16 protein-coding genes are annotated in these 15,358 nt (G+C 37.1%); 7 read left to right on the top strand and 9 right to left on the bottom strand.

What is annotated here, in order from left to right; all coding sequences use genetic code 11:
* Nucleotides 1–8: 8 nt before the first annotated feature.
* The 6 genes from B9N66_RS04235 to B9N66_RS04210 are packed head-to-tail and all read right to left on the bottom strand — an operon-like array spanning nt 9 to nt 4,970.
* The gene (locus B9N66_RS04235) at nt 9–1,520 is read right to left on the bottom strand and encodes an AbgT family transporter (RefSeq protein WP_257639768.1); all 1,512 of its coding nucleotides are present in this window, start codon (nt 1,518–1,520) and stop codon (nt 9–11) included.
* Between the two features lie 32 nt (nt 1,521–1,552).
* Nucleotides 1,553–1,972: a GyrI-like domain-containing protein gene (locus B9N66_RS04230; RefSeq protein WP_087580022.1), complete on the bottom strand. Its 420-nt coding sequence runs from the start codon at nt 1,970–1,972 to the stop codon at nt 1,553–1,555.
* A 3-nt stretch (nt 1,973–1,975) separates the two neighbouring features.
* Nucleotides 1,976–2,449, bottom strand: a complete 474-nt coding sequence (locus B9N66_RS04225) for a DUF3972 domain-containing protein (protein ID WP_087580021.1) — start codon at nt 2,447–2,449, stop codon at nt 1,976–1,978.
* 12 nt (nt 2,450–2,461) lie between these two features.
* A complete protein-coding gene (gene purE / locus B9N66_RS04220; protein WP_087580020.1) occupies nt 2,462–2,956 on the bottom strand; it encodes a 5-(carboxyamino)imidazole ribonucleotide mutase in 495 nt (164 codons plus the stop codon).
* Complete coding sequence (locus tag B9N66_RS04215; RefSeq protein WP_087580019.1) at nt 2,953–4,212, bottom strand: peptidase U32 family protein; 1,260 nt, start codon at nt 4,210–4,212, stop codon at nt 2,953–2,955. The genes purE and B9N66_RS04215 overlap by 4 nt, the downstream gene beginning before the upstream one ends.
* Entirely contained in the window at nt 4,212–4,970 is a 759-nt protein-coding gene (locus tag B9N66_RS04210) for a chemotaxis protein (RefSeq protein WP_087580018.1), read from the bottom strand. The genes B9N66_RS04215 and B9N66_RS04210 overlap by 1 nt, the downstream gene beginning before the upstream one ends.
* Before the next feature lie 135 nt (nt 4,971–5,105).
* Here B9N66_RS04210 and B9N66_RS04205 point away from each other — a divergent pair, with 135 nt between their 5' ends.
* The gene (locus tag B9N66_RS04205) at nt 5,106–5,885 is read left to right on the top strand and encodes a histidinol-phosphatase (RefSeq protein WP_087580017.1); all 780 of its coding nucleotides are present in this window, start codon (nt 5,106–5,108) and stop codon (nt 5,883–5,885) included.
* Between the two features lie 88 nt (nt 5,886–5,973).
* Complete coding sequence (glnA, locus tag B9N66_RS04200; RefSeq protein ID WP_054196569.1) at nt 5,974–7,404, top strand: type I glutamate--ammonia ligase; 1,431 nt, start codon at nt 5,974–5,976, stop codon at nt 7,402–7,404.
* Nucleotides 7,405–7,502: 98 nt separating this feature from the next.
* Here glnA and B9N66_RS04195 read toward each other — a convergent pair whose 3' ends face one another.
* Nucleotides 7,503–8,108 carry a LysE/ArgO family amino acid transporter gene (locus B9N66_RS04195; protein WP_087580016.1) on the bottom strand — a complete coding sequence of 202 codons (606 nt, stop codon included), beginning with the start codon at nt 8,106–8,108 and terminating at the stop codon, nt 7,503–7,505.
* Nucleotides 8,109–8,257: 149 nt separating this feature from the next.
* Here B9N66_RS04195 and B9N66_RS04190 point away from each other — a divergent pair, with 149 nt between their 5' ends.
* A complete protein-coding gene (locus tag B9N66_RS04190; protein ID WP_087580015.1) occupies nt 8,258–9,895 on the top strand; it encodes a DNA polymerase III subunit gamma/tau in 1,638 nt (545 codons plus the stop codon).
* Here the strand turns inward: B9N66_RS04190 and ccoS are convergent.
* Together ccoS and B9N66_RS04180 are read right to left on the bottom strand one after the other, a co-directional pair.
* The gene (gene ccoS, locus B9N66_RS04185) at nt 9,892–10,122 is read right to left on the bottom strand and encodes a cbb3-type cytochrome oxidase assembly protein CcoS (protein ID WP_087580014.1); all 231 of its coding nucleotides are present in this window, start codon (nt 10,120–10,122) and stop codon (nt 9,892–9,894) included. The two genes, B9N66_RS04190 and ccoS, sit on opposite strands and share 4 nt — an antisense overlap.
* The gene (locus B9N66_RS04180) at nt 10,122–12,503 is read right to left on the bottom strand and encodes a heavy metal translocating P-type ATPase (RefSeq protein ID WP_087580013.1); all 2,382 of its coding nucleotides are present in this window, start codon (nt 12,501–12,503) and stop codon (nt 10,122–10,124) included. Before B9N66_RS04180 ends, ccoS begins: the two co-directional genes overlap by 1 nt.
* 301 nt (nt 12,504–12,804) lie before the next feature.
* Between B9N66_RS04180 and rho the strand changes: the two genes are divergently transcribed.
* The 4 genes from rho (at nt 12,805) to B9N66_RS09870 (ending at nt 15,312) form a co-directional block, all read left to right on the top strand.
* Nucleotides 12,805–14,145, top strand: coding sequence for a transcription termination factor Rho (gene rho, locus B9N66_RS04175; RefSeq protein ID WP_021090510.1), 1,341 nt, complete (start codon nt 12,805–12,807; stop codon nt 14,143–14,145).
* Nucleotides 14,146–14,585: 440 nt separating this feature from the next.
* Nucleotides 14,586–14,768 carry a hypothetical protein gene (locus B9N66_RS04170; RefSeq protein ID WP_141083433.1) on the top strand — a complete coding sequence of 61 codons (183 nt, stop codon included), beginning with the start codon at nt 14,586–14,588 and terminating at the stop codon, nt 14,766–14,768.
* 89 nt (nt 14,769–14,857) lie between these two features.
* Nucleotides 14,858–15,151 (top strand): hypothetical protein, encoded by a 294-nt coding sequence (locus tag B9N66_RS09875; protein ID WP_257639767.1) that lies wholly within the window; start codon nt 14,858–14,860, stop codon nt 15,149–15,151.
* Entirely contained in the window at nt 15,145–15,312 is a 168-nt protein-coding gene (locus tag B9N66_RS09870) for a hypothetical protein (protein ID WP_257639766.1), read from the top strand. Before B9N66_RS09875 ends, B9N66_RS09870 begins: the two co-directional genes overlap by 7 nt.
* Nucleotides 15,313–15,358: the final 46 nt, after the last annotated feature.

Raw genomic sequence — 15,358 nt, 5'->3', positions numbered from 1 at the left:
TTAAAATTTTACTTTACATAGTGTATAACTGCACCAGGTCCTAGTGGTAGATCAAAAATGTACCAAAATGACATTAGCGCTGTCCAAGAAATTAAAAATGCAACCGTATAAGGAAGCATAATGGAAACTACTGATCCGATTTTTAACTCTTTATTGTATTTTTGCATAAAAGCTACTATCAAAACAAAAAACGGCATCAAGGGCGTTATGATATTTGTAGTAGAGTCGCCTATTCTAAAAGCAGCCTGCGTAAGCTCTGGTGAAAGTCCAAGATTCATAAACATTGGTACAAAAATCGGAGCCATCATCGCCCACTTTGCAGAATCAACAGCTATAAATAAATTTATAAAAGCGATCAAGAAAATAAAAACTATAATAAGGCTAAGTCCAGTTAATCCGACTTCTTTTAGAAAAATAGAACCTTTAATAGAAAGTACTAGCCCAATATTTGAGGTATTAAAAAGATATGTAAACTGAGCTGCAAAAAATATCAAAACCAAAAATCCTGATAGCTCAGAAATAGATTGTTCCATAAATTTTATGGCGTCATTACTACTTTTTATACTCCTAGCACCTACGCCGTAAGCGACACCTACCACTATAAAAAGTAACATCATAAAAACAACAATAGAATGCATAAAAGTAGATTTCATAAAGCTTTCATTGCCTTTTGCTCCAAGTAAAGAACCAGAAGGCAAAATAGCCACAAGCAGTAAAATCACAAAAACGATCAACGCTATTAGTGAAAATTTTAAGCCACGTTTTTGCTCTGCACTTATCTCGCTATGCTCTTTTAGGCTAAAATCACCTAAAAAATCAAATTTGCCAAGCCTAGGCTCTACGATTTTATCCGTTACAAACCAGCCAACAAATACGATCAAAAATGTCGAAGCGATCATAAAGTACCAATTTGCAGTTGCTAACACTACATAATCTGGATTTAACACGCTAGCTGCTTGCATAGAAAATGCCGCAAACATCGGGTCATTTGTACCTATTAATAAATTTGCCGACCAGCCACCACTGACACCAGCAAAAGCAGCAGCTAATCCAGCAATTGGATGGCGACCAAATCCAACAAATAAAATAGCTCCAAGCGGGATTAGTACAACATAGCCAACCGAGGAAGCAACATTTGACATTACGCCAAGAAAAATAACGATTGGAGTTACCCATATTTTGGAAGATTTTAAGGCAATCTTTGTCATAAGTGCTGACAAAAGCCCGGACTTATCTGCAATACCAATACCTAGAATAATCGCAAAGACTACTCCCAAAGGATAAAAATTAGTAAAATTTTTAAGCACAGACGAAACAAAAGATCTAAGACTATCAGCAGAAAGCAAATTTATAACATTTGCATTAAGCTGTGATATTTGTCCATCTTTGATAGCCTGATAGCTTACACCAACGCCCATCTTTTCTAACACAAACGATATTATTATCGTAATAATCGAAAGATATATAAAAAGCATAGTTGGATTTGGCAATTTGTTACCAAAATTTTCGATAAAACTCAAAATTGAACTATTGTTTTTTTTATTCATTTTTTCTAACCTAAAATAGATATAAAAATTTTTATCTCGTCGCTGCTGTAAAGCTCAAAATCTGTTTCATAGGCTCTTTTTAGCTCACTACTTTCAAAATATCTCCAAATTTCACCCCAAAATTTTACAACATTTTGTGGCTCTCTTACAAAACTAAAAACGGCGTATTTGCCACTTTTTATCTCTAGAATTTCATCACTTTTGTGACTTGATCTTGTGCCGATGAAGTTATCGTAATGTCCGTTAAGATCGCTTTCGTAGTTGCAGTAAACGCTATAAATTTCACTCTTGCCATCGCAGTGCTCACTCATAAATTTAGACCATAAAGCTGGAATTTTACCCTTGCCGCCCATCTCATCTTCATTTTTAGTGCGAGTTTTTACTCCGTAAATTTCAAAGCTATCTTCTAAATTTATAATCTTCATAAACTACTTTTGTCCGTTAAAATTTTCAACCGCTTGGTTCCACATTAGCTTGTATTTTCGTTTTAAAAATTCAACTTCATCTTGTGAAATTTTAAGCTGTTTTGTAAGAGTCTCGACCATTTTTCTATCTTCGTCATAGAGCTCTTGCATAGAAATAAGCGCCTCTTTTAAAAATTTATTCTCATTTCTTAGGGTTTCAAGCGTCTCATCCTTTGCGTCAAGCACCTTTTCGTGTAAATTTAATATCGTTCCGATCGTCTTTTCAACAAAGCTGATACCATCTTGGCCTTGCGGCTGCAAGGATAAATTTTGCGAAACACTAGGCACCACGCTCATCGTTCCTTCGCTCGCTTCTATCAAAATTTCTCCATTTTCCTCTTTGGTTTTCAAAACGCCACGATTTATCATATCTTCGATAACTTCACGCTCCAAGTGCACAAGTTTGCAAAATTCATCAACTCCAAGATATGTCTGCACCGCTTCTCCTTTTTACAGTATCACTTCAACCTTTGAAGAGTCTTCCTCTAAGGCCTTTACTTTCGCCTCTCTATCGGCTTTTAGAGCACTTGCCAGATTATCATCTTCAAGAGCTAAAATTTGCACCGCCAAATAGGCTGCATTTATAGCACCAGCCTTGCCGATAGCTAGAGTTGCCACTGGCATACCACTTGGCATTTGTACGGTTGAGTAAAGTGCATCAACGCCACTTAAAGCTGATCCTGCCATTGGTATGCCGATAACTGGCTTGGTTGTATTTGCAGCGATCGCTCCAGCCAAGTGAGCTGCCATACCTGCAGCTGCGATAAAGACTTTTGCGCCCTTTTTCTCAGCATTTGCGACGTACTCACTCGTCCTTTTTGGACTTCTATGAGCTGAGCTGATTATCAGTTCATATTTTACACCAAATTTTTCAAGAGTTTTTGCAGCCTCACTAACTATCTCATAGTCACTCTTACTTCCCATTATAATAGAAACAAATTTCATATTTTCTCCCTCAAAAAGCTAAATTTTGGCAGCTTAACACCGAGGTTTATCTCATTTTCATTGCCGCTATGAATTTCACTCATAATCTTGCCTTTTTTGGTGATGAGCTGTTTAAATTTGATAAATTTCTTGCCCTCTTGTGAATAAACCTTTGAGATTTCATTTTCACTATCTTCTATAACCGATCCAGTAGGAGCCACGATCTCGTAGCTATTGCCTGGAAAAATTTTATATTTGCACTTAAAAAACTCGCCATCTTCGCTTATTGCATTTACCTGATGTGTGCCCTCTTCTAGGCTACTAACGTGATTTTGTGTATCGGTTCGTTCATAAGGTCTATGCACTAAGTATCCATCCGTAAAGCCACGATTTTTCAATGTATTTATCTCATTTTCATAGATTTGTGCGTTAAATTTATCATCCATGGCATCATCTATCGCCATTTTATAAGCTCTTGCTGTACAAGCTGCGTAGTACTCGCTCTTTGTGCGACCTTCTATTTTTAGACTATCTATTACGCCACTATCAACGATCTCTTTAATGTGTGAGATGAGGCAAAGATCCTTTGAGTTCATGATGTGAGTACCATTTTCGTCCTCTTCTAAGCGAAAAAGCACGCCACTATCCTCGTTTTTGGCGTAGAGTTCATACTTAAACCTGCAGTCATTTGCACAGCTGCCACGATTTGACATACGTCCGCTTTGCACTGAGCTTACCAAACACCTGCCAGAGTAGGCAAAGCACATCGAGCCATGGACGAAAATTTCGATATCAAGGGTTGGAATTTCCTCTTTTATCTTTATAACATCTTTTAAATTCATCTCTCTAGCCACAACGATGCGTTTTGCGCCCATATCGTGATAAATTTTAGCGTCCAAAACGTTCATAACGTTTGCCTGAGTTGAGAGGTGTATCTCGATATCTGGAGCGATGGCTTTTGCCAGGCTCATAACCCCCGGTGTTGCGATTATAAACGCATCTGGCTTCATAGCCGAGATAGTCTGCAAGTGCCTTTTTAGTGGCTCGATCTGCGAGTTAAAAGGAAAGGCATTTATGGTCGCATAAAATTTCTTTCCCTTTGCATGTGTGTAGTCTATCGCCTCTTTGAACGTTTCAAGGTTAAATTCCCTCGCCGATCTAGTCCTTAGCGAAAAGCTAGCCACAGAGCCATAAACGGCGTCAGCCCCGTACTCAAGGGCGATTTTAAGTTTTGTTAAATTTCCAGCTGGAGATAAAAGCTCAGGCCTTTTTAGCACTATTTTTTACCTAAGCTTTCTATCAAGGCTTCGATATCGTCGTTGCTGACAAGATTTTCGGTCGTTGTATCACCAGCGATGTGAACAGCAGAGCTAACACGCTTATCATCGTCGATTTTACCTTCAAACAAGGTATTCATATATTTGCTTAGCGCCCTCATAACATTAATAACACGCTCGATCTTTTGTCTATGAATGTCTTGATACTGCATCATATCCATAGCCATCATGATCTCATCTTGTCCCATTTGTAAATTTCCGATGATATTATCGATCGTGCCAAGAAGCGAGTTATTTTTCTCCAAAGCCTCACTAAATGCAGCGATATTTGGAAATTTCTCACTTAGCGTCGTAAATAGCTCAATGTTTGAGTTTATTGTGTCTTTTAGGCTATTTGAGTCGCTCTCAGCGTCCATAAAAAAGTTATTTATCGTCTCAAGCTTATCAAACATCTGAGTAGCTTTTTCTTCGCTATCTCTTGTTACGTCATCAAGCTGATGAACCATTTTGTGATCTTCCGTTGGTGGTGGTGGTGGCCAAACGCCATCTGCACTAACTCTATAATTTTTTGCATTCTTTGAATTACTTTCTGATTTTGACTGTGGCTCATCTTTAGTATCGATTGCTTCTGCAACTTCTGCTACCTCGTCCGTATCCTCTTTGACGTCCGCAACCTCTTGGCCAGCATCTTCTTTAGCATTATCTAACTCATCATCTAGCCCACCTGCCATAAGTGCGTCAAGTTCCTCTTGGGTCATAAAAGCTCCTAATAAAATTTGGCTTGATTATATAGGATTTAAATAAAAAGTAAGTTTAAAGGCAATGCTTTTATCTTTAAATTTATAAATTTTTAGATAGCATTTTTAAAAATAAACGACCTTAAAAGGCTAAAAATGACCGTCGATCTTCACAACCATACGCCACTTTGCAAGCACGCAGTTGGAGAGCCAAGAGAGTATGTACAAAACGCAATAAAAGCTGGCACAAAATACTTTGGCTTTAGCGATCACGCACCGATGAACTACGATGAAGCTTACAGAATGAGCTTTGATGAAATGCAGGGCTATGAAGATGAAATTTTACATTTAAGAGATGAATTTAGCGGTGAGATAGAAATTTTGCTTGGCTATGAGATGGATTTTTTAGATGGATTCATGGATGAGCGAGTTTTTGCTAGAAAGGTTGATTATCTGATAGGCTCTGTGCATTTTTTTAATGGCTGGGCATTTGACAATCCAGAATTTATCGGTGGCTACGAGGGCAAAGACTTAGATCAAATTTGGCAAGAGTATTTTGATCACGTAGAAAGATCGGCCAAGCTTGGCAAATTTGACATTATGGGGCATATCGATCTTTTAAAGCTTTTTAAATTTTTACCAAAAAAGGATGTTAGGATTTTAGCTAAAAATGCAGTAAATGCGATAAAAGAAGCAAATTTAGTTGTTGAGATAAATGCTGCTGGCTTTAGAAAACCTATCGGCGAGCAATATCCAAGCGTAAATTTACTTGAACTAATAGCCGAAAAAGATATAACCATCACCTTTGGCTCAGATGCTCACGCAAAAGAAGATATCGGTAAAAATGGTGAAATTTGCGAGCAAATAGCTAGAGATTTAGGTTATTCAAAATGTGCTATTTTTAAAAATAGAGATAGAGAATTAGTAAAATTTTAGATTGGGTTCAAATAAAATATAAATTTAATCTTAAATATTAGGTTTTATGATAGAATACGAAAAATTTAAAAATTAAAAGGAGAAAAAAGTGGGAAAATTCGTCCAAAATATAGATCATTTTTTTGATTTTTGTAAAGAAAATGAAGTCAAATTTGTAGATTTTAGATTTACTGATTTAGGTGGTGCTTGGCATAGTATTAGCTACAACATAAAAGCTGTTACGAAAGAAAATTTTATAAATGGCATCCCAATGGACGCTAGCTCCATGCATGGCTGGCAACCAATCGATAAGAGCGATATGATAATGAAGCCAGAAGCTACAACTGCATTTTTAGACCCATTTACTTCTGATATTACAGTTGTTGTTTTTTGCGATATTTACGACATTTACAAGGGTCAAATTTATGAAAAATGCCCTCGCTCAATAGCCAAAAGAGCAATGCAGTACGTAAAAGATAGCGGTCTTGGTGACGAGGCGTATTTTGGCCCTGAGAATGAATTTTTTGTCTTTGACAACGTCAAAATCATCGATAGCCCAAACTGCGCGATGTATCAAGTAGATAGCGAGGAAGGCGAATGGAACGATGCTACTGACTTCAAAGATAGCTACAACACAGGTCATCGCCCACGCAGAAAAGGCGGCTATTTGATGACTCAACCAATCGATAGCATGGTCGATCTAAGAGCCGAGATGATGCAGGTTTTAGAGCAAGTTGGCCTTGAAGTCTTTTTAGGACACCACGAAGTCGCTCAAGGACAAGGTGAGATCGGCGTAAAATTTGGTAACTTAGTCGAAGCCGCCGATAATGTTCAAATCTACAAATACGTCGTTCGTATGGTAGCTCATTTAAACGGCAAAACTGTTACATTTATGCCAAAACCACTTTATGGCGATAACGGAAGCGGCATGCACGTGCATCAATCAGTCTGGAAAGATGGTAAAAATTTATTCTATAAAGAGGGCAACTACGCAAATTTAAGTGATTTCGCAAGATACTACATCGGTGGCGTTTTAAAACACGCAAGAAGCGTTGCCGCCTTTACTAACCCAAGCACAAACAGCTACAAACGCCTAATCCCTGGCTTTGAAGCACCATCTATCCTAACATACTCTAGCCAAAACCGCTCAGCAAGTATCCGCATACCTTATGGTTCAGGCGAAAAGTCAGTTAGAGCCGAGATGAGATTTCCAGATAGCACAGCAAACCCTTATCTAGCCTTCTCAGCGATGCTAATGGCAGGACTTGACGGTGTTAAAAACAAATACGAGCCAGTTGGTCCGATGGATGAAAATTTATTTAAACTTCATCTTGATGAGATCAGAGAGCGTGGCATAGAACAGCTTCCACACACACTTCGTGGTAGTTTAGAAGCGCTGATTCGCGATAATGAATACTTAAAACCAATAATGACCGATCTTTTCATAGACACCTATCAACACTTTAAATTTGAAACTCAAGTTTGGCCTTACGAAGCACGTCCAACCGCTTATGAGTTTAAAACTTGTTTCTCTTGCTAATCCAAAATTTTGCCTTGGCACACACACGCCAAGGCATTTTTTAAAAATTTATACAAAAATACAAAATATTTAACATAAAATTTTATGTATTTTATCCTTCATGCTTTAGCAAACAGCAAACTAAAAGCTATCACCAACATAACAATTCCAACAAAAATTTCTAAAATTTTCCATGAAATTTCTTTTGCAAAAACTGGAGCGAGAACTCTTGCTCCATATCCTAAAGAAAAGAAGAAAAATAGCGATGCAAGACTAGCACCGATGCCAAAAATTATATTTTCATCTCCAAATTTTGTTGAAATAGATCCTATTAAAAGCATCGTATCAAGATAGACGTGAGGATTTAGCCAAGTAAAAGCAAGCGTCAAAAGCACTATTTTGCTAAATTTTGACTCGTGTTGCGCACTAGGAAGAAGGCTTTTGGGATTTTTAAATGCACCATACAAACTCTTTAGACTATAGACAAATAAAAAGATAAAGCCACCATATATGGCAACCTGTTTAAAAAACTCAAATTTTTGTAGCACTTTTGCAAAACCAAAAACTCCAGCAAATATAAGCAAGGCATCACCAAGTGCGCATATTAAGCAAACTGCGAAAACATGTTCCTTTTTTATACCCTGCTTCAAAACAAATGCATTTTGCGCGCCGATAGCCAATATTAAAGATAAACTTGTAAAAAAACCACTCCAAAATGCAGACATTTTTCTCCTTTAAAGGCATTAACTATCTCAAATTTATTTAAATCCGATCTAAAAATATAAAGTTTTTTAACTTAATTTAAAGATATAAATAATCATAAATTTATGCCTTTTTTTATAAAATCCTTGAACTTTATAAAAAGGATACCGCATTGCAAGCACTAGCTTTAAAATATCGCCCTAAAAATTTTGACGAACTTATCGGTCAAGAAGCAGTTAGTAAAAGTCTTATACACGCACTTGACGAGGGTCGCATAAGCCACGCATATCTATTTTCTGGGCTTAGAGGCAGTGGAAAAACTTCAAGTGCTAGGATATTTTCAAAAGCTCTAGTATGCGAAAAAGGACCTACCTCAAAACCATGTGAAGTATGTCCGCAATGCATCATGGCAAATGAGTCAAGGCATATGGACATCATCGAAATGGACGCTGCTAGCCACAGAAAGATAGATGACATAAGAGAGCTAATAGAACAAACAAAATATGCTCCTGCAATGGCAAGATATAAAATTTTTATAATTGACGAAGTGCATATGCTAACCAAAGAGGCATTTAATGCCCTTTTAAAAACGCTTGAGGAGCCACCAAGCTATGTAAAATTTATCCTAGCGACGACTGATCCATTAAAGCTTCCAACAACGGTGCTTTCAAGAACGCAGCATTTCAGATTTAAACAGATAAGCAGATACAGCATCATTAAGCATCTTGAGTTTATTTTAAGCAAAGAAGGCATTAGCTACGAAAAAGAGGCACTTGAAATTTTAGCAAGAAGTGGCGGAGGATCGCTAAGAGATACTTTGACGCTTCTTGATCAAGCTATTATTTACGGGGCAAATAATGTCACGGCAAATGGCGTAGCATCAATGCTAGGACTTCTTGATCCAGAAAAGATCGAAGAGATAATAGCTCATGTTTTAAATCACGATAAAAATGCTATCAGAGTGCTTGTAAGCGAACTTGAAAGCTATGATCCTGAGATGATAATAGATGAAATTTTGGCAAATTTAAAGCAAAAATTTATAGAAAACGACTCAAAAATTTCACTACTTGTTTATGAGAGATTTTTTAGAATTTTGGCACAAGCTAAAGGTATGCTAAATGTAAGTAGCGACAATGGCTTTGTGCTAATGCTAATGCTTTTTATGATGATAGAAGCGTTAAATTTACAAGATATCGATGACGCTATAAATGAAGTGATCTCAAAAAATAGCGAAAATTCCACTCAAATCACAGAAGTCATCACTCAAAAAAGCCAAGCAGCTCCTGCTAAAATGCAAGGTCCATACGAACTCTTCTTAACAAAAATTTATGATAGAAACTACGATCTTGGTGAGTTTTTTAAAGAATTTGTGGAATTTAGCTTTTTTAACAATAATGAACTTGGACTAATAGTAAATGCAAAGGATGAAAATCTAGAGTATTTTAAGAAAAACTGGAAAATTTTAAATGAGATATTGCGTACACTTTTTGGACAAAATGCGAAGATAGTAAATGCAAAGAGCGATGAGCAAAAAGCACAAACTAAGATGCCTAAAGCCTCTTTAGAAAATAATGAAAAAAGCGAATTAGACGAGCTTGATGAGGAAATTTCAAGACTAAATGCAAATAACGTTGAAACTAAAAATGAGCTAAAAACCGAGATAAAAAGCGAGCTGCAAAACGAGAAAAATAACTTTGCTTTGATGCTAAATAAAGAGCCAAAAACGCCAGAAGAGCTTCAAAGACAAAGAGAACAAGGGGTTCTAAAAGAGGCCAATAGACTTTTTGGCGAGCCAACGATTGAAAGCTAAATTTTATCTTTATTAGATTTTGTTCTTTTTTTTAGAGCTTCTTTTTTGCGAAGCTCTAACTCATAAGCTTCATTTAGCGCATCTTCATCGTCCAAATTTGCTCCGTCTAAAAATTTTCGGTAGTCCTCAAATTGTTTATTTTTTATCCCCCAAAGCACACCAAAAAGCAAAAATGCTCCCATCAAAACCGAAATAAAAACTAGCATTGCAAGTGTCGCGCTATCCATTATTTTTCCTTAAATTTTATAGCAATATAAAGCGAGTTTAATATAACACTTAGCGAGCTAAGCGACATAAAAAGCGCAGCAAATAGCGGAATGACGTAGCCACATACGGCAAATGGCAGAGCAAGAACATTATAAAGAAGACAAAAGAGCAAATTTTGCTTTATCGTTTTGTAAGTAAATTTTGAGATTTTTATGGCCTTCGCTAGACTTTTTAAACTATCATCAAGTAGTACCACATCGCTTCTTTCTAAGCTTATTACCGCCCCGCTTCCCATACAAATAGCAACATGAGCAAGGCTAAGCGCTGCTGCGTCGTTTATGCCATCTCCTACCATTAGCACCTTTTTACCGTACCCTTTTAATTCGCTTATAAATTTAGCTTTCGTTTCAGGTAGCATCTCCGCTCTAAACTCGCTCACGCCAAGCTCATCTGCTACGTTTTTTACTACTTTTTGTACGTCGCCACTTAAGATACACACTTTCATGTCAGCATTCTTTAGCTCGTCTATCAAGGCCTTTGCTTCAGGTTTTACGCTATCTTTTAGGTAAAATTTCGCCACTAGCTCACCATTAAGCCCCACAAAAAAGCTCACATTTTCTTCAGCTTCATCAAAACTAATACCATTTTCAACTAAAAATCGCTTGCTTCCTGCATAAAATTTTTTATCCGAAATTTCAGCCTCAACACCCTTTGCCACGCTTAAATTTGTATTTTTAAGCTCTATTTTCCTTGCGCCTTTTTGCTTTAGAAATTTAGCCACTGCCACGCTTATTTGATGATTTGATATAAGAGCTAGCGAATAAATTTCATCTAAACTTATGCTCTCTTTTATAAAAAATTCACCAACTTCAAATTCCGCCTTTGTGAGCGTGCCAGTTTTGTCAAAAACTGCCACGTCGCACTTTGCAAGGCTTTCAAAAAATTTAGCCTCCTTAAAAAGTACCTTGTTTTTAAAGGCCACACCAAGGGCACAGACGCTACTAACTGGCGTGGCAAGAGCAAGCGCACAAGGGCAAGCAATCACGATGACGCTTACAGCCGTGACGATCGCTTCTGAAAAGCCAAATTTAAAGTACCAAAACCAAAATGTAAAAAATGCTAGAGTTAGCACGCTAAAAGAGAATTTAGAAGCGATTTTATTAACCATTAGCTCGATATTTGGCTTTTTTAGCTCTGCGTTTTGGAGTAAATTTATGAGCTGGTTTAGATAAGAATTTTTAAAAATTTCCTTTGCCTCGTAGATGATTTGTCCATTTTGACAAATGACGCCACTTTTCACCTCTTGTCCCACTTCCAAGGTTACAGGCAGGCTCTCTCCAGTTAGACTTGAGCTATCCACGCTTGCCTCGCCACTAAGCACTACTCCATCAAGTAGCGCCCTCTCGCCAGATCTAAGCACGATCTTTTCGCCCAAATTTACATCTCTTGGCTCTTTTAAAATATCCTTACCATCTTCTAAAACGCACACCTTTGCAAGCAGCATATCATTTAAGAAATTTGAAGTCTCAAGCGCCTTTTTCTTGCCCAAAATTTCTAAAAATTTACCGATAAAAACAAAGGTGATGATCATCGCAACCGAGTCAAAATAGCTCTCGCCACTCCTCGTAAACATCGCAAAAATGGAGTAGATATAGGTTACGCTAGCCCCCGTGATAACGAGCAAATCCATATTTGGCGAAGCGTTTTTAATGGCTATCTTTGCCCCTTTGAAAAACTCGCTACCAGTATAAAAAAGCACAGGCGTTGCTAATACAAACTGCGCAAAGCTTAAAATATCTTTTATGTCGCCTCTTATGCCACTAAAATACCCACTATACTGAGCAATGGCTAGCCACATAATGTTCATCGTAGCAAAGATACCAACTAGCGCTTTTGTGTAAAATTTTCTTCTTTTCTTAGCTAGCTCGTCCTCTTTTTGACTCGTAGCATAGGGCTTTGGGACATAACCAACGGCATAAATTTTTTCAATTATTTGCTCTACCAAAAGCTCCTGCTCATCAAAAACAATAACCGCTTTTTGATTAAGCGAGTTGATATTTACCTCCAAGACGCCCGGCAAGCTAAAAAGTGCCTTTTCAAGCAGCCAGATGCAAGCTGAGCAGGTGATACCATCGATTAAAAACAAAATTTGACTAAAGTCGCCCTCTTTTGTCACAAGCTCACTAAAATTTGCCGCTAAATTTTTGATATTTGCACCGTTGCTTGCCGGTGTAAGTGTATTTTTACCAAGTCGCTCATAAAACTCACTAAGCCCATTTTCATTTAAAATTTCATAAACGCCTTTGCAGCCAGCGCAGCAAAATTTAAGTCCGCTTTCATTTGAGATCATCACGCTTTCATCAAATTTTAATCTACAATGAGCACATCTACTTTGTGGCATTTTTACTTTCTTTTATCTAAAATTTTTACCAATATTATTGCATCACATGCCTATTATACACCATAATTTAAATACATAAATTTTATGGCAGACAAACTACAAAAATAGGCACAAATTTCTTCTTTTGTTATCGTTATAAAATGGCGAGATTATAGCAAATCAACCATTTTTGAGCAAAAATTTTATTTTATGCCATTTCTTGACAACAAAGTTTTATTTTTATAAAATGCCAAAACTTTCAAAAACTTCTTTTTGAAACCTAGAAATTCTGCAAAATTATCCCCACATTTAAAGAGGAAATATGGAAAATAACCAAACCGAGCAAAGTGCTGCTCAAAACACAAAAACTACAAAAAAACATCAAGCATCAAGAACACACATACCAGTAGATGGACACAAGATCGAAGAGCTAAGAACGCTTAGTTTAGATGAGCTAGTGCAGATCGCAAATAGCGTTGGTGTTGAAAATCCACGAGAATTTCGTAGGCAGGATTTGATATTTGAGATACTAAAAACCCAGACAAAACAAGGCGGCTTTATACTATTTACTGGAATTTTGGAGATCACAAATGAAGGTTATGGCTTTTTAAGAGCTGTTGATGCAAATTTAAGTGACAGCTCAAATGACGCTTACGTTTCAAACTCGCAGATCCGTAAATTTGCACTTCGTGTGGGCGACATCATCACTGGCCAAGTAAGAGAGCCAAAAGATCAGGAAAAATACTACGCTCTTTTAAAGATAGAAGCGGTAAATTACATGCCTCTAGCAGACGCAAAAGAGAGGCCACTCTTTGACAACCTAACCCCATTATTTCCAACTGAAAAGCTAAATTTAGAGTATGATCCGATGAAGCTAACGGGCCGTGTGCTTGATCTTTTCACGCCTATCGGTAAAGGTCAGCGTGGTCTAATCGTCGCACCTCCAAGAAGCGGTAAAACTGAGCTTATGAAAGAGTTAGCTCACGGCATTGCCAAAAATCACCCAGAAGCCCAGCTAATGGTACTTCTAGTAGATGAAAGACCAGAAGAAGTTACCGATATGCAGCGCTGCGTAAAAGGCGAGGTATTTAGCTCGACATTTGACCTGCCAGCGCTTAACCATGTCCGCGTAGCAGAGCTAGTCATCGAAAAGGCAAAACGTCTAGTTGAAATGGGCAAAGACGTCATTATCCTGCTTGATAGCATAACCCGTCTAGCACGCGCCTACAACACAGTGACCCCGCCAAGTGGCAAGGTGCTAACAGGCGGCGTGGACGCAAACGCTCTTCACAAGCCAAAACGCTTCTTTGGAGCAGCTAGAAACATCGAGCATGGTGGCTCGCTAACCATCATCGCAACCGCACTTATCGACACTGGCTCACGCATGGATGAAGTGATATTTGAAGAGTTTAAAGGTACTGGAAACAGCGAGATCGTGCTTGACCGCAATATCTCAGACCGCAGAATTTACCCAGCTATCAACGTACTAAAATCAGGCACAAGAAAAGAAGAACTACTTCAAAAACCTGATGAGCTTCAAAAAATTTGGGCTATCCGCTCTGCGATCGCCACAATGGATGATGTCGAAGCGCTTAAATTTTTATACGCAAAAATGCTAAAAACAAAAGACAACAAAGAGCTTCTCTCTATCCTAAACGAGTAAATTTAAATGAGCTTGAAGCACTTGCCTTGAGCTCAAATTTCTTTTTTACACCAAATTTATCAAAAAATATTTCATAAATTTATTAGTTTAATTTTTTCAGTTTTATTTTTTTGTAAAATCCGAATTTCTAACTTTTACAAAAAGGAAAAATATGAAAACAAAAGTCGTTTTTTTCAGTCATTACAGCAACACTTACTTTTGCTCTAACTGGATGTGGTGAGCCAACTACTTTGGCTAAAATTTGTAAAGCTGATATGGGTAGTATCAAACATTTTAAAGGCGAAGTAAGGTTTTATAAAAGGGTAAATTTTGACTAGGAATATAATATAGAGACTAAGAAAAATGAATTAAAAGAAGATGGTATTAAAGGTTATCTGATAGTCGATAAAGATACGAAGGTCGATCTAGAAAAATTTAACGTAAAAGCCGTGGCTTTTAGTATGCCAAAAGGTAGCATACCTAAAAATATACCACATATGTATATCTTAAAAAAATATGATGACATAAGCGAAGGTAATAAAACAGAAGTTTTGGCAACTCTAGAAACTTTAAATCCAAGATGTAATGTAGATGGTAGTCTAGAACTTAAACAAAAAGATACAAAAATAATTGCAATAAAATAACAAAAGGTGGCTAACCACCTTTTAAAAACTTATATCATCTCGCTTTAAATTTTATATAACATATCCCGCCTACAAGCATCTCACTCTGTTTGATAAGCTCATCAAATTTTGGACTAAAAGCTGGCTATGATTTTGATAGTTTTAGAGTTTATGGAGCTTACATTTACGACTTTCAAGCCAAAAAGTCACTTGGCGATGAAGGCGGCACAGTAGTAAAATGGAAAACACACAAATTTATAGTTGGAGCAGACTACACTCCAAGCGTAGCAAAAGATCTTAAATTAATTCTTGGTGGCTACACTGGCTACTCAAAGCTTAAAATGGATGTATTTGACACTCATGATGGCTCGGAAAAAGCTAATACAAATGGCTCTGGATGCTAGGTGCAAGAATTGGTGCTGAATACTCTATCAACGAAAACAATGCAGTTGAATTTGGTTTAAAAGCCGATAGAACAAAATGTTGCTCTATAGCAAAATATGATAATGCAAAAATAAAAGAGACAAACGTTGGTATTTACATGGGATATACATATAAATTTTAATCGCTCACAAGCTCAAATTTAAGAGTAAATTTGAGCTTTTTATTTA

It is taken from the genome of Campylobacter concisus (assembly GCF_002165775.1).
Classification (GTDB): Bacteria; Campylobacterota; Campylobacteria; order Campylobacterales; family Campylobacteraceae; genus Campylobacter_A; species Campylobacter_A concisus_E.
The sequence above is the reverse complement of the archived record's forward strand: the minus strand, read 5'-3'. Positions and strand labels throughout refer to the sequence as shown.